Genomic DNA, 18717 nt, shown 5'->3' with positions numbered 1-18717 from the left:
GATAGGTCATTTTCAAAGAACACTTTCCTAATCTCTTGCCAAAGAGATATTTACGATGCAACCTTTACGGGCGCACATAGGTACTTGATGTACTCGGCCATCAGCGGCGAGGCGATGGCTTTCCATGCCTCCTCGATGACAAGGCACTTGCGGTTCTTCTTCAGGCGCATCTTCTGCAGGAACACGTCCATGATGATGAGCGTCACGATGGGGAAGAGCTGCTTGTTCTCCTTGATGGCATCCACCTCGAAGACGATGAAGGTCTCGTCGAACAAGGTGCTATCCACGTTCTCGTTGAGAATCTTGTCGTACTTGCCGCCACGGTAGAAGTTTTGGAGCATATAGGCGAAGTTGTCGCAGTCGATGGTGGTGATGTTGTTCTCGATGCAGATCTGGTCGAGACGCTCACAGGCGAACTCATAGAATGAGTCGAAGGAGAGGGTCTTCACGCTCAATGCCATGCGCCGTTCCTCCAGTCCCTTGATGAGTTTCTCCACCTTGTCGTGTATCTGCGTCAGCTCCGTGCCGCGCCGCTTCTCCATGGTGGAGAGGTTTTTTCTCAGTGTCTCCTTCTGTGAGGAAGGATAGGGCTGCACACCGTTGAAATAGAAATCGTAATACTCCGTCACCAACTGCTCCACGACACGGAACTCCAGTTCGGGTATCTGCGTCTCCGAGCCTTTCCATATCAGCAGTATCAGGTTCTTCAGGAAGTCTATCTTCTCAATGTTCAGCTCCCGCTTGCTGATGTTGAAGGGGTTCATGGTGATGGGCTTGTCCTCCGTATAGGCGATGTACTTGCCGCCCACATACTCGCAGAGTCCCTCATACGAGTTACCCGTATCGACCATGACGATGTCGGTGTTCTGCTCCCACAACTGACGCACCACGCTGTTCATGTGGAACGACTTGCCGCTGCCCGAAGGACCCAAACAAAAAAAGTTCGAGTTGTCGGTCAGCTTCTCCTTTCCCTCCTTTCCTGTGATGTCGATGGCTACGGGCACACCTTGGCGGTCGGTATAGTATATCTTCAGCGGGGTGTCCTCATTATGCACGATGCGCTCCTTGTACATCAGACAGGTGGCGGCATCGCCGAGGGTGAGGAATCGGTCGTAGTCGGCATTCATGCCATAGCAGTTGCCGGGGAAAGAGTTGACGAACAGCTCCAACTGGTTGTAGGCCCGCTTGCTGATGTGGATGCCCATGCGCGAGAAGGAGTTTTCGAGATGGTTGGTGCATTTCTGTATGTCGGTGTCGCCGCTCACTGCCACCACGAGGTTGTAGTGGGTATAGACGAGCTGCTTGCTCTCACGGGCTATCACCTCCTGCACACGCTTGATGTCCTCTACAGCCATCAGGTTGCTGGGGTTGGGCATGGAGGCATGGCGGTTTTTCTTCTTGTCGAGTAGGGCAAGCTCACGCTTCTGGTTGGGCACGAACACCATCTGGTTGAACACCACGCAGTCGGCTCCGGGCACGCTATCGACGATGCTCACGAGATCAACGGGCATACTGGTGTTGTTCACCTCGATATTTGCGTAGGGACGGATGACCGACGGCAAGTTGGCATAATCCACATCCACAAGGCTATACACCTTGCAGCTACGGTCCCCCATGCCGATGGTCTCGTCATCGACCTTGAAGTTGGTCATCGACACCACCTTGTCACGGAAGTTCATGGAGAAGAAACGGTCCACATACTCGCAGGCTTCCGTTTTGCCGAGGAATCGGGACTTCACGCCGGCATCCCTCAGCTGGTCGTGCACCTTGCGTATCTTCACCAAGAAGTCACGCCATTTCTTGTTGTCGAACGACATCAGACGGCTCTTCTTGTTCTCCTGTGTGATGGTGAGGTAGCAGACGCTGTCGGTAAAGGGTCTGCCGTTGAAATAGCGGAAGTAACTCTCGCTCAGGAACTCATGATTTCCACCGTTCTCTTCCTTGAATGCCTTCCTCACAAACACGTCCTGCTTGTGCAGCGCATAGCCTTCGCCCAAGGTCTGGGCAAGGGCGGCGAAGAGGTGGGTGAACTCATAGTAGGCCTCGATGTTGGCGGAATACTTCTGCACAGGGTTCTCCATCTTCAGAACAGCGGAGTATTCGCCCGTCTTGGTATAGAGCACGCCGATGCCATCCACTTCCTCGATGGAGAAGTAGATGTCCTGGAAGATGCGCTTGCGCTTCCCTCCCGTGCCGAATGCCTTGACACTGATGGCCATGCCCACGCAGATGGCTGAGAATATGAGTATGATGTATAGGGTCATTGTTCTTTTTCTTTTTTAATCGCAAAAAGGCGGGCGCACCCTCATGCGTGATGCCCCCACCTCCATTCACTTACAATCATTGATAGCTTTCCACTTGGACATAATGGATTCTCTTTTTTGTTTTACACTTTCTTTGAATAGGCATAGATGAATATGCCGTTGTCACTCTTCTTGCTGTGCAAGCCCTTGCGCTGCTTCATGACGATGAGAACGCCACCGACAGCTACGGCGAGGACTAGCAGCACGAGTCCTGCCACGAAACCGAAGATGCAGTAGCCGAGGATGAAACCCGCAACGGCTCCTCCTGCGGTGGCTGCCGCCCAGTAGATGTAGCGTCCCTGCAACCCGAAGAACTCCAATGGACGTTGCAGTCCCTTGAAAATGGGATAATCCGGAAAACGCTCTTGCTTTGTATCTGCCATAACTGTCAGTGTTTTAACGTTCTACATACTCACAATCTCACGCTGCGTTTAACCTCCAATGCCGAAGAACAGAGGCAGTGCCTGGGCTGCTGCAATGAGGAAAATACATGCGCCGACGACCATCATGATCTTCTTTTTCACGTCCTGTTCCTCGTTGTTCATGGCGATGTAAACGCTTATGGCTCCGACAATTGCAACGACACCTGCAATGGCATAGCAGAGCTTCACCACGATAGGTACATACTTGGCAATCTCCTCCGTCACTGTGGTAAGCGCGGTCGTTCCTGCCGAGTAGTCGCCGGCTGCGTTCTGTGCCATTGCTGCGGTGGTGCCGACAAGCAACATCAGGGCGAGCGTTTTCATGCGCTGTGAAGAGAAGAATCCCTTCACCTTCTTGTTAATCCTTTCAAACATTCTTTTTACCTTTTAATTTGTTACACTTTGAGTTATCTTATCTCGTATCACCTGTATCTCAAATCTGATAACCGAAGAAAGCGGGGAAGACGATGGTCGCTCCTATGAGGAACAGGCAGGCTCCCACCAGCATCATGATGTTCTTCTTCACTCCTTCTTCGCCCGTATTCATCTTTATATATATCTGCAAGGCGCTGACTATGACCACGATGCCCGCCACTGCATAGCACAGATAAACGATATAGAGCATCATCGTCACGGCATAGTCATGGGCACTCGCAAGTGCGTCCGCTCCCCAGCTGTAGTCCACGTTGCCACACTTAGCACTGGCCAGAGCTGGGGTTAAAGCGGCATATAATGATAGAAATGCACTTCTTGTTTTTGACATCATATCTCATTATTGAGTGATTCCACCTTGACCATGTCACGTCCATTGTGACGAAGACCGCGGGCGATGATGGTGTTGTTCAATTCTTCCGAATACATGGGGTCGGAATAGGTGGTATTCACTTCCTCCATCTTCTTCTCGATTGCGCTTTGTATCTTTTCAAGCACATGAGGCTTGCTCTCTTCCGCAGTGGCGGCTGCCTCCTCTGTAGGCTCTGCAAGCTGCTTCTCCTCGTAGGCTGTCTCATATTGGTTGTCGCCTACGCTGAAACCACCGTCGCTCTCGCTGACCGCTATCGACTCTTCCTCGTCGGTCATGTCACTGACATCAAACGACTCGCCCTGTGACTTCTCGTCCTTGGGCTTTCCGTACAGATCCTGCACGATGATGACCGTATAGTAGATGACATAGATTATGGTCACGACAATGGCGAATATTACAAATGACTTCATATTTTCAAGTTTGATTTTACTATGGTTTGGCTTATTGCCGATGCAAAGGAACTACCTTTTCTTCAATCTTAAACCGAAATGACTTTCCGCGGAGCCAAATCTTAACTCTAATTTTGATTACACTCGCAATCATACTCAAAAATCAAACTCGAAAGGCACAAAAAAAGCCCTTCCGATAGGGAAGAGCTTGTAAAGAGGGTGGATGAAAAAAATGTGGATGGCTATATGGTCAGGTACTTGCCATGGGAGAAGTCCTGATGTTCGTTAGAGAAAACATAGCCCAACTGGTTGGACAAGCATTGGGTGTTGCCTATCCTGGCATCGATGTTGGTGTGCGAATGTCCGTATATCCAATAGTCTATGCCGCTATCGGTGATATAGTCCTCCAACTCTACGGTGAACGCCACGTTTGCCTTGCTGCCTTGAAACTTTGGGTGGAGCATACGGAACGATGGTACATGATGGGTGACAACAATCTTATGGGCTGCTTGCGAATATGCCACTGCATCCTTGATAAAGGTGAGGCAACGTTCATGCTCAGCATTGAATTGGGCATGGGTCATCAGCTCACCTTTATATAATATACGGCGGAAGTCGCTTATCACTTGCTCGGTGAAGTAAGCGTCCTCCAAAGGAATCCTCGACCAAAGGGTGGAGAGGATGATGTCGGTGTCGCCAATCCTCGCAATACCGTTGTAGTGGCTGAATACATTGGGACGTACCTCCAAGAGATAGCCGTCGGGCAGTGTCGCCACATCATAATATTTGTAGAACTCATGGTTGCCCATGCAGCAATGCACCTCCTTGTAGTTCTCCGATGCCCAGTCCCAAAAGGGATGCTTGGAGTAGTTGTCATCGCCGAGATAGCCGATGTCGCCGGCAAGCAGCAGTATGTCGCCCGTCACCTCCAAGGGGTGGGCTTTCAGATACCGCCAATTGTCGGCAAACTCCAGATGCAGGTCGGATGCGTATTGTATCTTCATATTGGTCATGCTTCTATAAACAATTCATCCAGTTGATCTAACAGTCCGGTCACAAATGCCTCGTCTTGACCGAGTGACTTTGACAATGGTTCTGCGAGAGTTGACCAGTCGGCTCTGATGGAGGCGACAAACTCCCTTATACATGCCACTATTGAAGCAGGAGCCTCAATGTTGTCCTCAGTCATTATGACCACATTTTTCAGGATGTCCGAACGGTGCTTCTTGATGTCTTTGGTGTTCACATGCTTGCCGTCCCGCTTGTCTGCCATGAGATTTAGGTAGGCTCTTGCCTTCAGTGCTATCAAGGCAGCGGAATTGGCATGGCGTATGCCATCAGTCAGTTGGCTGTGTGCGATAGTAAAGTGATAGTAATCATCGTCCATGATGATGGCACTAAGACTCGACACATCTTCATCGGTCGGGATAGGTTCTATGACAAATCCCTTTGGCTCTCCAAGCACGTCGGGGTGGCGTGACAGCAGTTCTATCATCTCGGGATAGCCGTCTTTACCATCAAGGAAACGATACATTTCATACCTTGGTGGCTCACCAGCCTCCTGTTTCCTCTTTTCAGGTCGATAGCCAGCCTCCCGCACAAACTGCCAGAAGCGATTGGCGAAAGCCTCGGTCATGTTCTCTACGATGACTATCATGTCGATGTCGTGTGTGGCGCGTGGACGCACCACGGTATTGGTCATGGTGATGTCACAGGCTGCTCCGCCTATCACCACATAGTTTTCTGAGTATTCCGCAAATGCTTCACGGAACTTGACTAATCCTTCCATTTCTGTTCACTGATTATTCGTTCTACTTCTTTTTCTACTCTCGGATCATCATCATCTCTCAACGAAAGGACAAGGGAAAGGCGATCAACCCACTGGCTTTTGTCGCCCATTTTGCTGACAACAGGGTATTTCCATACCTCTATGATATAGTTGCCGTCATAGATGTTGGGATTCTCCATGACATCAGCCGACTTGACGGCACGATATTCCTTGCTTGTCATCATTATCATCTCTTCCCGGTCACGATTAAGCATGGAATAATGTGCCAGGGCATTGATGCCGCATACGGGGTATTCCGCATCCAAGCGTATGTCATCGCAAAAGATGCGGTTCTCCACAGGTGACAGCAAGACGTTCTGAGCCTTGTCCCACAGTTCCTTGCCCTTCAACTCGAAGTGTACCACCTTGCTGCGCTGTCCGTTCTGAATCTTTTGACACAGTCCTACATCTTCAAGACAGGTGACACCCAACGTGACGCTTTCGTAAGAATATGGAAGCAACGGTGCAATATCCCTTGGCGACATTCCTTCAATACTGCCCACCTGTAGGTGATAGAGTAGTATGTATTGCGCCACAGGGGTCAATACTTCGGCAATCTTCCTGTTGCTTGTCTTCTCCAATGCTATGATGCCTGGCAGATGGGCATATTCCTCGGACATGACAAAGAAGACTCCTTTGTCTGCCAGTCTGTGTCGCTCGTAGGTGGGTCCGGGCGCAAGGATAAACACCGCAGGCAGTCCCAGGGCTTCGGTCAACCGCTTGCCCGTGATGGCGCAAGTCCGTGGAGAGGGATTGCCCTTCTTGGGCTCAACGAACAGCAGGGGCGTGCCTTGGTATGTGCCATCATAGAAACGGTATGAGAGTTTCTCGCCAACCGTGATGCCTTTCAGGCTTTCCTTGGCACGAGGTTCCACCTCAAAGCGTCTGCCCAATATCCTTATTTCTTTTTTCAATTCCATTCTGCTACATTTTAATAATGTATTAAAACGATGCAAAAATAAGGATAATAATTGAGAATCAAGCATGTTTGGGCGAAAAAGTGCAGATTTGATATGTAATTTCAATGCATTTGAGCCATTTTTGCATCAAATGATGGTGTTTTCGTCTTTATAATGTCATTCAGATGCCGTTCGTTTCTTCCTCATCAGATAGTCGTTGACATCCTTGTAGTCGGCATATCTGAAGGACTCGTCCGTCACCCTGTACTCGAATACATTGCTGATGCTCTCAACCGTCTTGCGTCCTGCCTGGTCGTTGTCGAGGAAGCAATGGATGTGGGTGTAACGGTCAAGGTAATGCAATGCCTGTTTGAGGTTGGCGACTGAGTTCAGTATCATATAGTCGCAAGGGCTTTCAACGACAAACCATCGGTCTTGCTGTTTAACGAGGGTCATATAAGCAAGGAAGTCCATGAAGCCCTCAAAGACCAGACAACCGTTTTGCCACTCGTTGAACGTATGGGCAAGCAGGGTGATGTCCTTATGCCCGATGCAGCCCTTGAAATAGGGATTGCGCACCTCATGTCCTTCACTCAGATTGCCAAAGGCAATGCCATAGTAATGTTTTTGCTCAACCTTGTAGTGTATCTCCCTGCAATACATCCTGCCAATGGTGATGTCTATCCGTCGGCTACTGAAATAGGACAGCAGAGAATGGTTGCTCAGTGGGAGCAGCTTCACATCGTTCATCTTGGTTGTCGTGTATTCCTTGGCTGCGATAGCGGTCTCGATTGCCTTATCCACAGTGGCAATACTCTTGGACGCAAGGTAGGCAAGGGCATCGGAAACGGATTGTTTGTTATACATACGCTTTACCAGCTCCACAAGGTCACCGCCCTCCTTAATGGCGTAGTCGTACCACAGGTTCTCCTTCTTGCTGACCTTGAACGATGCGGTCTTCTCGTCCCTGAAGGGTGACAGATACCAGTAGGCATTGCCCTTCTTCTTTTTCAGCGTTACATTCTCCTTGTCTAAGAAGTCTATAATGCTCAGTTTCTTCGATTGTTCAATATTCATTGTACTTTCATTTGTTCGGTTTTACTTTGTCCATGGAAACAGTTTACTTTACCCTTTCTCCTATATAGGCACACCCGTAAACTAAACCATTTGCTAAACTACTTTTCCGCTTCCCAATTCAGCCTCCGATTTCGGTTTACTTTGGCCTTATTTCTTATATATAGGTACGGACGTAAACTAAACTGGTTTCTGAACTGTTTTTATTCCTCTTCATGGAACAGGTCAATCTCGGCAGGTGTATATCCGAAATAGTAATGATTATCCCGCTTCACTATGAGCTTTTGCTCGTTAATCAGGTATTTCAGCATTTTGATGATGACGCTTCTGCCACGCTTAAAGCCAATGTCTGCATAGGCTTGCGTTAATTCCTCCACCATGCGATCGAATCCTTTGATAGGTTTCTCCTTGAATGCAGCCGTCAGCGCCTCGTTATGCTGTTCGGATGTCAAGTCTTGGTAAGTAAACCTTGACGGTTGCTTGTCACCTTCTTCCTTCTCCGGCGTGTGCTCGACAATCTCTGGCAACCCTTCCTCATTGACTGTAAAGGCAAACGGCTTGAACTCCTTCTCACGGATGTGCATCGCCTTCACCTCGCTGATGTCGGGATTGGTGGTGCTCTTGGTGATGACAAGCACCGTCTCTGCCTTGTTGTTCATCTCCGTACCGATATGCCCGCGCACGTTATTGTCGCCCTTGTTCTGATGCAATACGCAATGGATGTGCAGGTCATACTTTGATGACCATTCCATCATCTTGTTGATGACCTCGACCGATTCTCCCGCATTGTTGATGTCGAGAAGCAGGTCTCTGATTCCGTCGATGATGACCAGTCCATAGCTTTGGTCTTGGGCAAGCGCATAGTCTATGACCTCTATCCTGACGGAGGGCGTGTACTCTCTCAGACAGATAAAGTCAAGGTTCTCGTTGTCGATGCTTGTAGGTAGACCAGCGAGCTTCAGGATGCGCTCCAGCACATTATGGCAGTGATAGCGGCTCTGCTCCGTATCTACATACAGTATCTTGCGTTTCCCCTCTGGCAGACTGGCGCGATAGTTCAGTACCTTGCCGTTGGCGAGGGAAGCGGCTACCAAGGCAGACACGTTGAAGGTCTTTTTCGCCTTTGCCTTACCAGTAGAAGCACTGAAGTTGCCCAATGTGGCTATGCTGGAATTATCAACCCATATAATCTGAGGAGGTGTTTTATAAGTATCTGTTGCCTTTATCAACGATTCGCTCAATATGCGATTGAGACGCTGTACTCCTTCCTCTTTTGAGTTAGGCTGTACATGTTTGTTATTTTCTTCCATTTTCATTCTTTCGGATTATCAATTTCTATTTTCGTTACCATTCCAATGACCTCTTGTTTGTTTTGGAGCAGCCACTTGTCGATTTCTTCTCTATTAAAATACAGCATTTTTCCCCTTGGCTTATAGTGTGGAACTTCTTTTGCGGCTGTAAGTTTGTATAGCAGGCTTTCAGAAACACCAATATACTTACATGCTTCGTCAAACCCCAAGACGGTTTTGGTCTGCTTGACCATCTTCTCCAATTCCTCGATTCGCTCTATTAGTTTGTCAATAGGTCCCAAAGCCTCCAAACTGTCTTCTATTGCGACAATTCGCTCATAGAGTCTAAAATGTCTTTCATTCATGTGTCACGTACCTTAATTAAATTGTTTACAGACAGTAGCACGGTTATATTAGCCGTCTATTCTTTCTTTGTGTAGATAGTACATATTCCTCTGCTTCTCTTTGAATCTCGTTCTTCGATTTGCCCTTGGTTCCTTGAAGCCATTCATCTATCTCAGATTTGAGGAACATGATGCGTTTGCCTCTCTTGTGAAACGGTATTTCCCGATTGCTTGTCCAGCAATATATGGTATGCTCTACCGGATGTGTTGGGAGATAAGCACATAATTCAGCAACCGTAAACCATGTTTCTTCTTTTTCTGATTGAACAAGTTCATATATACCATCAATCTTGTCTTCTAATGATGACAGCTTTTTCAGTACCCCCGTTATAGCGTTGGGAATATCTTCAAATCTTATACTATTTTCTTCCATGCTAATTATTTTTTATGATTTTTGATGCAAAGTTATGGGGAGACTGTCACTAAATAGAAAAAGTAACGTGATAGTAAGGCAGTATCAACCAAACTATCACGTTTTTACTTTCATTTAGCAGAATTATTGTGATTTATTCCTCTCTTAATATCTGTTCGATGGATTTGCAGATGGCATATTGACTTGCTGTCATGGAAACGTTTCTTCTTATCCTTGAAAGAGAAGAGGAAAGACAACTTGAAGTTATGAATTTCTCTGTTCCATCCTTTTTGATACTGGTTAAGAAGCGACCTTCTCCCATGACATATTGCCAATTATTGTTTATCAAATGGTATTGAGCCATAGCGTCAAACAGTACGGCTACATTACGTACATTCTTTACACGGATAGATGCGTCCAAGTCGCACTTGAATAGGCGACACAACTCGCTACGCACATCACTGTTGTCGGCAAAATCAAATATGTCGTGACTTTGGACAAGTTCTACCAACAAATCCATCTGTCTGTCTGACAATTGGCATCCCAAAGTGAGGATGGACGATTTCTTTCGGGTAAGGATTGGCAGACCAGTACCCACATGTTGAAGAAACAACTCAATAAGTTCCTGCTTGGAATAATCTTCTTTTTTCTTGATTATTGACACACACTTAGAGTCTCTAAACAAAGTACCAATAATGCCAATTGCCATCTGTCGCGAGTTCTTACAACGTGCACAATCACAGTCAATATATTGGTGACTGCGCTCAAATAGTTCTATGAAGTACTCTGTCTTCATATGATTCTTTTCAGCTTGAAGATACCAACTTCTTGCGATCTCAAACAACTCATACAGTTCTCTGTAGAAGTCTTCTGTACACTCCACATGTTTGTGGACACGCTTGCTCTCTTCAAAAAGAGAGAAGCCAAAAAAGGCTGTCTTTTTTCATTTTTATCTGTTTATTGTTATAAATGTTTGGTTTCCACGAAAGGTTAAAGTGCCAAAACAATAGCATCATTACATAGAATGTTGAAAATGAAAGGCACTAAAAACCACCTGTACAATAAAGGACTTATTGATACAAGTGGTCTTCTATACTAAGTGCTTACAAATGATAATCACTATTCATCTATGTCCAACTTAAAAGCTTCTGTAGCTTCATCTTTCTTCTTGTCAATTACTTTTGCGTAGATTTGCGTGGTTTTTACATTGGTATGCCCTAACATTTTGCTTACGGTATATATGTCTGTACCGTTAGCCAATTGTAACGTTGCATAGGTGTGGCGGAAGCAATGAAAGGTGATGTGCTTGGTAATCCCTGATGCTTTTACCCACCGTTCCAAAGGCCTAGATATCCATGAAGGGTCAGGCAGTCCGGCAAACACCAACAGTTCTCCGTCTTTCTTGCGCTCACCGCAAAGCTTGTATGCCTGTGGCGATATAGGCATGTATTCAACGCCCTTAGTCTTCTGCTGAGTGAAATTGAGACGGTACCCACCATTGTATTCTTCAACCTCTGACCATTTAAGCTTTTGAATATCGCTATGTCGCATTCCTGTCAGTGCAGAGAACAAGGCTGCCCGTTTTAGTATATCATCACACGGAGTCTTTGCCAATATATTAAGTTCTTCCAGTGACAGATACTCTCTTCGAGCACTCTGAAACATGATATTTTTAGCCTTGGCAGCAATATCACAATTCAGATAGCCATCCACGAAAGCTTGTTTGAGTGCCGCCTTGAAGATAGAGAAGTACGTCGATGCCGTATTCCTTGAAATAGTTCCTTTCTTAGAACCACCCTGCGGTGCCTTTATCAAGAAGGAACGGAATGCCTCAATATACTTCATGTCAATCTGCGAGAACTGTATGTAGTCACACTTGGCAAACATTGACAACAGTGTGTGCAATCTGCGCCAGTTGACAACTATCGATTCTGACGCAGTTTCCTCTCTTTCTTTGATTAACTTCTCAATATACTCCAGAACATTGCATTTTGAGCGTTCGCTTTGTTCTGCCATTTCCATTTGCTGGTCAGTAAAGAGAGCCATGTTGTCGTACTCTTTTTGACGCAGGACTCGAACGCCATCCGCATAAAGGCAAGTTTCCATATCTTGCTTGGATTTACACTGAATAACGCCATTGTCATCTCGCTTGGGCTTGTACTTTATTCTACCAGCAACGGCTCGCTCGCTTCGTCGTTTATCCCATATAGGGGTAGTAATAGACCTCCTGAGATATTCACGCACTCGTTTGGGTTTGTCATTTCCCGTCTCATAAACAGGATAAGCTTCAAGATAGATGAACCACTCATCTCTCCACTCACTTTTCTTTAATTTGACGGAGACTTTAGTATAATCTAATCTTTTCATAATGGTTTTATATCTTTATAAAGTTTGTCTATTGATTCCTTGTGAGCATACACATAATTACCGATTTGCCGGGTCGGTATTGAGTATTTTCGTATATGAGCATACACGGTGCTGTCATCCAGATGAAATTTCTTGGAAATCTCACCTATTGTATAGCAATCCTCTGGTTCCATGCGGTACATGGTAACTGGTTTCCTTGGCTTGGTGTCAAGCGGAGACTGTCTTAACGGAAACAGATTCATTAGTTCTCCTTTGCATACAAGTCGTATTCCTTTCTCTGGCTCAATGAAGGAAATCTTTTTCATGTAGATGAGCCTATAAATGGTTGAGCGGCTTGCACCAAACATAGCATACGCTTCCGTTATGCTGATATACTCTTTAGACTTGGGCATATTGCTTACAATCTTGTCCAGTTCAAGTTGGCGTTTTTCTTCATCATGCTTACGCTTCCACGCCACCTTGGAGCATTTGGGTGAACAATACCAGGACTCCAAAGTCCTTGCGAAGAACTCTTCTCCGCACACAGGACATTTCCGTACTATCTTATACTTTGCTACTGCCATAATTCATTCATTTTGTAGTTCTTAATATCTATTCTTCTCATCATATCTACTTTTTCTTACAGGTACAAATAAGGTACAGATGTTTATAATAATAACGCAAAGATAGCAATATTATTGTGTACGGCCAAAAACAAGAAAAGCGTGTAACTCATTGAGCTACACGCTTTCCATTTGATATTGTATTCTTATTTCTCTATGTGCTTATTTCACTACCTCTGAATTTGGCTCCCGGATAAAGTACGGTTCCCCACAACCGGGCATCTTTATTGGCAAAGGCATCTTCCGGCCGACTGTACATGATGTAATTTCCGGATTCATCCTTAACTTTGATTGTGCCGTCGCGGTTGTCCTTGTATTCAAATGCTTCTACCAGATTTAATACTGCGCCGGAATAACAACGTTCCTGATCTTCTGCTAGAGAAGCGGGAATATTCTTTTGTGTGAATCCATGGGTGGCTCCTGGATATGCATAATCTTTGGCCCAGATCACTTCATGATTATTCTCTTTGACACAGACTGCATTATAAAAATTCTGTCCCAGATCATTACGAATCGTTATGTCCAGGTTATAATAGGCAGAAGCTTGAGTTATCACTTCTTTGGCTGCTTCCAATGCTGTTTCGTAATATGGGGTAGCCATTTCCGCCGGAATACCGACTTCATTTCCTTCTGTGCGTATAGGAGCAACCATCTTATTATTGTAGTTGGCCAATGATCCTGCATAAACGGCAGCACGTGCCTTTAACATCAGGGCAGCCCAACGTGTGGCACGGGCGGCATTGATGGTGGGCTTTGTAGGCAGGTAATCTGCGATAGTGGCACATTCATTGATGATATAATCGTAGACTTCTGATTCTTTGGAACGGGGAACAGCCAAACCTGAAACATCCATCCCTGCCTCATATTCGTATACGTTATCATTCACAATAGGTACACCGCCTAAACCTCTGCACATACTAAAATATGCCCAGGCGCGTAAGAAGCGAATTTCGCCTTCATATCGCAATTTCTCTGTAGATTCAAGTACGGTTGTAGCTCTTAATCCCGCCAGGAACTGATTTAAATTACGAATATATTTATATGGATAAACTCGCCATTGATTGTCACTGTATTCCTGCATGTTATCACGGCCACCATCAGTCACGCAACCGTCGTCCACTTTAGTAAAGCTGGCGGGAGTGGCAAAACTTTGTCCCCAATTCTCTGTATCTCCATAAAAACCGGCCAATACGGAGTTTATCATTTTAGCATCGCTGAAGATCTGGTCATTTGTCAATATCTGATCGGGATCACGATCTAAAAAATCAGAACAAGATCCTAATATCAAAGTTAAACCCAATAACAGGTATCCTTTTATATATTTCATTGCTTTTAGAATTTAAGTGTTAAACCCAGATTGATAATTCGCATACTCGGGTAAGCTGTTCCGTTACCGGCTGAAACTTCCGGATCGATAGGTACATTGGTGAGTGTAAACAGGTTCTGTCCGGCAAGATATAACCTTAGACTGTTAATTCTGCATTTTTGCAGCCACTCTTTGGGGAAGGTGTAACCAAATTCCAGATTACGCAGTTTTAAATAACGGACATTGTACTTCCAGAAAGAGCTATCCCAATAATTACTATGGTTATTGGCATTGTTTCCGATTAATAATGTCGGGTATTTGCCAGGAATCATTTCACTGTTTGCATCAAAGATATCAGATAGTCTCCATGTATCTTCCATGTAGTAAGCCGGGTTGTTTCCATTATTGTTAAATGGAATCTTTTGGATTAATGACGGATTCCAGGTAGACATTCCCGCACCGGAGAAATCCAATGCTAAATCGAAGCCTTTCCATGCGAATGCAAGGTTAAAACCGAAGTTCAGAACGGGTGTGGAGTCTTCTTTGTATCCGATGGGGCGTTTGTCCATATCGTTGATTATGCCATCCCCATTTTGGTCGACGTACTTGATATCACCCGGGCGTAATGTCGTATTTCCTTTCTGGTCATTGTCAATCGGCCACGACGCAATCTCTTCCCAACTTTGGAACTGGCCATCTGCCTCGTATGCCCAGTTGACATTCCCGAAACGGTGCCATGTAGAATTACGATATTCATCCCATGAATTACTGAACTTAGGATTATACTGCTCCCAGTTGTAGAAACGGGAATAGGTGAAATTGGCACTGATAGAATAGTGAAAGTCATTGACCTTATCACTCCAACGTGCAAGCAAATCATATCCGGTATGAACATTGGAATTGAGATTTTCCTTGGGACGCTCAAAGCCCACTTCTTCCGGAAGTAATACGTCGTCACGGGAAGCCGGAATACCGGTTTTGATACGTCTGAAGAAATCTACGCTTCCTGATAAACGGTTATTCAGGAAAGCAACGTCGAGACCAATGTCCAGAATTTTAGCCTTTGCCCATGAGAGCGTGGTAACAGGCAGGTTTCGCGGGGTAGTACCAATGATATAGGAACCGTCGATTACTCCTCCTCCCTGTTTGTAATCGTAACCTGTCATGTAGTCGAAAGCACTGTAGCCGTCAACGTTGTCATCTCCTACCAATCCATAAGATCCCCGTATCTTTAAATCGCTGAAAATAGAAGCTATTTTTGATTCCTTCCAGAAGTTTTCTTCTGATATTCTCCAGCCTAATGAGGCGGAAGGGAAGAACCCCCAGCGATGATTGGGCGGGAATTTCCATGAACCGTCATAGCGTGCAGAGAAGTCTATCAGATATTTGTTGGCGTAGTTGTAGTTGAAACGTCCCAGCCAGCCTAAACGTGCTTCCGTATTGTTGCCAGTATCTTCGTATTTGTCAATCGTATCATAATAGATCAGATGCAATGAGTTGGAAGCCGGGATGGCATGGAGCCAAGACTTTGGAGTGTCTCTTTTTATTGCTTCGAAACCAATTACCGCATTGATGGAATGTGCTCCGAATGCTTTTTCATAAGCCAGTTGAATGTTTGAAGTCAACTCTTCCACATAAGCATTCGTCCTTTCCCTCCAGGCACTGGCACGCCCACCTACATCTACATATTCGTCCGTTGCTTCGTCATATCTATAGACACGATAGGTATATTCTTGATTGTTAAGTAATTCGCTTGCAAAATAATATCCGAACAAAGCTTTGGCTTTAAGTCCTTTGATAATTTCATACTCTGCGTTCAGGTTTAATTGGGCCATTCGCCAAGTGTCTTCAAAGGTTCCGCTTTTCTCAAAATTCAATAATCCGAAGTTTAAGCCATTGTCAGAGCCTACTGATGCCGGATAGTTAGGATTGTCATTGGCAAACGGACGGACAGTCGGTAGATTGCGGTAGGTAGCTGCTGTCGGGTTTGAATAGTCGTCAGTTCCCGGTACACCCGGATTTTTCAGCTGTTTGATACGTCCGTTCATGTTCATGCCGATTTTGAATTTATCAGTGACCTGTGCTTCGACATTCATTTGTACGTTGTATCGTTTCATACCGCCATAATTGCGAATGGCAGATTCCTGATTCATGTGTCCGACACTGAAATAATAATTGATCTTGTCCGAACCTCCGGAAACATTGGCATTGACATAATATTGCGGAGAAGTCACCCAGATGTAATCATACCAGTTAAATGGCACATAGCCTTTTTCTGTACCTTGACGCCATTTCTCCAGATCTTCTTTACTATATAAACGGGACGTTTTTCCCTGAATTGTTTCAGACTGTATGTAATTCTCTACATACGTTACGGCGTCTGCCGGTTCCGGTAAGCGTGATACATGTTGCCAGCCATAATAAGTATTTAACGTCACAGTGCTCTTGGTGTTTTTCTTTCCTTTCTTGGTTGTTACAACAATGACCCCGTTTGCAGCCCGTACACCATAAATGGAAGCAGAGGCATCTTTCAAAATAGAAATGGATTCGATGTCATTAAAATCAATGTTGTTGAACTGACCTTCATCGGACTGCACGCCGTCAATCACAAATAAAGGTGTTCCCATATTACGGATTTGCAGGGTAGTGGCATTTCCCGGGCGACTGTCTGCAGATCTGTAGTTCAATCCGGCTACCTTTCCGACCAGTGCTCCGGAAGTGTTTACCGCTGAAGATCTGCTTATATCATCAGCTCCTACGGAGGCAATAGCTCCTGTCAGGGTAGCCTTCTTTTGAGCAAGGCCAAAGCCAGTCACTACGACTTCATTTAATAATTTAGTGTTTTCTGCCATTATGATTTTGACATTTGTCTTTCCGGAAACTACGGCCAGTTCCTTAGTCTCATATCCGATATAAGATACTTGCAGTTGTGATTGTACCGGAACTTTTTCTAAGGAGAAGTTACCGTCAATATCAGTGATGACCCCATTGGTAGTTCCTTTCACTAACACGTTTGCACCAATTATAGGATTGTCCGCAGTGTCTACTACACGCCCTGTTATGCTCTGTAATTTTGTCTGTTGTGAAGGCAGGTCGTCAGATAATACAATCTGGAAATTAGGCTTAATCAGATAACTGAATGGAGCCTGCGAAGAAAGGTCCTTTAAAACCTTTTCTATACTGCTATTCTGTGCTTCGAGAGAGACTGGCTTATTGAGATTAGCCAACTCTTCATTATAGAAGAAACGATATTCACTTACTTTTTCTATCTGTTTTATCACCTTCTTCAGAGGTTTGTCTTTCATGGTGAGAGTGATCTGCCCCATGACACTTAGACTACTTGATAAAAATATAATAATATATAATATTCGAGAAAAGAGATGCTTGATGTTACTCATTTTATAGGAAATTAATCATTAAACAATAAAAAAGATGTAACTTTACAAGCTGAAAATCGGGTGTATATACCCTCTGACACTGCCTTCCGCCAGTTGTCAGTATCAGAGTGAGTTTCCAAGGTCCGATTTAAGCTTAAAGGAGATAGTCCTGACCTTGTCAGGCTATCTTTTTTATGTTCTACTGGAACTATTTCATACGCATTGAATTTTAAAGGTTAATAATTAGGAATATATTGGGTTACCTATTGCCTAGTATTATGGTATCTCCACGAGTTTCATAAGTGATGGGAGAGGTTAGGCTAATCAGTTCGATTACATTATCAAGGCTATTGTTGCAGATCACTCCCGAGAAGCAATATTGCTTGATACGTTCGGATTTAAATGCTATTTGCACATTATACATTCTGTTAAGCAGTACGGCAATTTCTTCCAGTGTTTCTCCATTAAATACAAGATCGTTATTTCGCCACATTTTGGCATACGATGAATTGTCCGGTTTATGTATTGCCAGTTTGCCCGATCTTCGTTCGAATGTGGCATTTTCGTCAGGAGAAAGAATAACATTATCTCTATCGGAAGAAACACGGACCGAACCGAAGAAAAGTGTTGCGATGATTTGAGAATCTTCCCGGTAGGCTTTTACATTAAAAGTAGTTCCCAAAGCTTCTACATTCATTCCTGCCGTTTCTACAATAAATGGTTTCTCCTTATCCTTAGCTACTTCGAAATATGCTTCGCCTATCAATGACACCACTCGTTGAGTGGCTCCGTAATTCGCATTGTAATGCAGTTGAGTATATGAATTTAGCCAAACGACTGTACCGTCCGGTAAGGTAATATTTGCCCGTTGTCCTTTTCCTGTTTGGACAAGATAGCTCTTATCCGTTACTGTGGGTTCTGTTTGAGAAACTGTATATAAATGACCTCCTATTCCTGCTGTTATGATTAAAAGAATGACTGCTGCATACTGAAATAAACGCCTGATTCGCATTGTCCGTTTCTGCTTTCGTCTATTCAACTCTTGTACGGCATTATGCATTTGACTTTTGACCCGTTCAAACATACGTCCTTGTACTTCGGCAATGAGCTTGTTATTAGAGCCTTTCCAGGTTTCCTGATAATAGTTGGATAACTGCTCTTTTGCTTCCTGACTGTGGAGCCAGTCAGATAGTATTTGTTCTTCATCCGGAGAGGTTTCTCCCCGCATAAAACATTCTAATAATAATATATTCGTATTCTTCTCCATGGGCTTTTATTATGTATATCTCCATGGAGCCAA

Annotated in this window: 18 protein-coding genes and 1 pseudogene; 1 reads left to right on the top strand and 18 read right to left on the bottom strand. The window is 44.9% G+C overall.

Annotated elements, in window-relative coordinates; genetic code table 11:
- Positions 1-77: 77 nt before the first annotated feature.
- From LPH68_RS03580 to LPH68_RS03550, 7 genes and pseudogenes are all read right to left on the bottom strand, one after another.
- Positions 78-2264 (bottom strand): annotated as a pseudogene (locus tag LPH68_RS03580) (conjugal transfer protein TraG); the annotation flags it as partial.
- 122 nt (positions 2265-2386) lie between these two features.
- Positions 2387-2686: a DUF4133 domain-containing protein gene (locus tag LPH68_RS03575; RefSeq protein ID WP_005816074.1), complete on the bottom strand. Its 300-nt coding sequence runs from the start codon at positions 2684-2686 to the stop codon at positions 2387-2389.
- Between the two features lie 48 nt (positions 2687-2734).
- A complete protein-coding gene (locus LPH68_RS03570) occupies positions 2735-3100 on the bottom strand; it encodes a DUF4134 domain-containing protein (protein WP_007837354.1) in 366 nt (121 codons plus the stop codon).
- 58 nt (positions 3101-3158) lie between these two features.
- Positions 3159-3491, bottom strand: a complete 333-nt coding sequence (locus LPH68_RS03565) for a DUF4134 domain-containing protein (RefSeq protein ID WP_005812854.1) — start codon at positions 3489-3491, stop codon at positions 3159-3161.
- Positions 3488-3940, bottom strand: a complete 453-nt coding sequence (locus tag LPH68_RS03560) for a hypothetical protein (RefSeq protein WP_005812857.1) — start codon at positions 3938-3940, stop codon at positions 3488-3490. The genes LPH68_RS03565 and LPH68_RS03560 overlap by 4 nt, the downstream gene beginning before the upstream one ends.
- Positions 3941-4161: 221 nt before the next feature.
- The gene (locus LPH68_RS03555; protein WP_007837351.1) at positions 4162-4932 is read right to left on the bottom strand and encodes a metallophosphoesterase; all 771 of its coding nucleotides are present in this window, start codon (positions 4930-4932) and stop codon (positions 4162-4164) included.
- Positions 4929-5453 (bottom strand): hypothetical protein, encoded by a 525-nt coding sequence (locus LPH68_RS03550; protein WP_229037530.1) that lies wholly within the window; start codon positions 5451-5453, stop codon positions 4929-4931. The genes LPH68_RS03555 and LPH68_RS03550 overlap by 4 nt, the downstream gene beginning before the upstream one ends.
- Positions 5454-5535: 82 nt before the next feature.
- On the opposite strand from LPH68_RS03550, the gene LPH68_RS26600 reads away from it, so the two are divergent.
- A complete protein-coding gene (locus LPH68_RS26600) occupies positions 5536-5658 on the top strand; it encodes a hypothetical protein (protein WP_255518806.1) in 123 nt (40 codons plus the stop codon).
- Between the two features lie 37 nt (positions 5659-5695).
- Here LPH68_RS26600 and LPH68_RS03545 read toward each other — a convergent pair whose 3' ends face one another.
- The 11 genes from LPH68_RS03545 to LPH68_RS03495 form a co-directional block, all read right to left on the bottom strand.
- Positions 5696-6667 (bottom strand): hypothetical protein, encoded by a 972-nt coding sequence (locus LPH68_RS03545; protein WP_005812863.1) that lies wholly within the window; start codon positions 6665-6667, stop codon positions 5696-5698.
- Between the two features lie 156 nt (positions 6668-6823).
- Entirely contained in the window at positions 6824-7723 is a 900-nt protein-coding gene (locus LPH68_RS03540) for a toprim domain-containing protein (protein WP_005812865.1), read from the bottom strand.
- 200 nt (positions 7724-7923) lie between these two features.
- Positions 7924-9030, bottom strand: coding sequence for an AAA family ATPase (locus LPH68_RS03535; protein WP_005812867.1), 1107 nt, complete (start codon positions 9028-9030; stop codon positions 7924-7926).
- Between the two features lie 2 nt (positions 9031-9032).
- Entirely contained in the window at positions 9033-9374 is a 342-nt protein-coding gene (locus tag LPH68_RS03530; protein WP_005812869.1) for an AlpA family transcriptional regulator, read from the bottom strand.
- Positions 9375-9417: 43 nt separating this feature from the next.
- Positions 9418-9786, bottom strand: coding sequence for a helix-turn-helix domain-containing protein (locus LPH68_RS03525; protein WP_004320284.1), 369 nt, complete (start codon positions 9784-9786; stop codon positions 9418-9420).
- A gap of 133 nt (positions 9787-9919) precedes the next feature.
- A complete protein-coding gene (locus LPH68_RS03520; protein WP_005812872.1) occupies positions 9920-10561 on the bottom strand; it encodes a hypothetical protein in 642 nt (213 codons plus the stop codon).
- A gap of 323 nt (positions 10562-10884) precedes the next feature.
- Positions 10885-12132 (bottom strand): site-specific integrase, encoded by a 1248-nt coding sequence (locus LPH68_RS03515; RefSeq protein ID WP_005812874.1) that lies wholly within the window; start codon positions 12130-12132, stop codon positions 10885-10887.
- Positions 12129-12695 (bottom strand): hypothetical protein, encoded by a 567-nt coding sequence (locus LPH68_RS03510; RefSeq protein ID WP_005812876.1) that lies wholly within the window; start codon positions 12693-12695, stop codon positions 12129-12131. The genes LPH68_RS03515 and LPH68_RS03510 overlap by 4 nt, the downstream gene beginning before the upstream one ends.
- A 193-nt stretch (positions 12696-12888) precedes the next feature.
- A complete protein-coding gene (locus tag LPH68_RS03505) occupies positions 12889-14061 on the bottom strand; it encodes a RagB/SusD family nutrient uptake outer membrane protein (RefSeq protein ID WP_230296859.1) in 1173 nt (390 codons plus the stop codon).
- Between the two features lie 5 nt (positions 14062-14066).
- Positions 14067-17438: a TonB-dependent receptor gene (locus tag LPH68_RS03500; RefSeq protein WP_117512071.1), complete on the bottom strand. Its 3372-nt coding sequence runs from the start codon at positions 17436-17438 to the stop codon at positions 14067-14069.
- A 238-nt stretch (positions 17439-17676) separates the two neighbouring features.
- Positions 17677-18684 (bottom strand): FecR family protein, encoded by a 1008-nt coding sequence (locus LPH68_RS03495; protein ID WP_149944448.1) that lies wholly within the window; start codon positions 18682-18684, stop codon positions 17677-17679.
- Positions 18685-18717: the final 33 nt, after the last annotated feature.

The organism is Bacteroides sp. 1_1_30 (genome assembly GCF_020982715.1).
Lineage (GTDB): Bacteria > Bacteroidota > Bacteroidia > Bacteroidales > Bacteroidaceae > Bacteroides > Bacteroides xylanisolvens.
The sequence above is the reverse complement of the archived record's forward strand: the minus strand, read 5'-3'. Positions and strand labels throughout refer to the sequence as shown.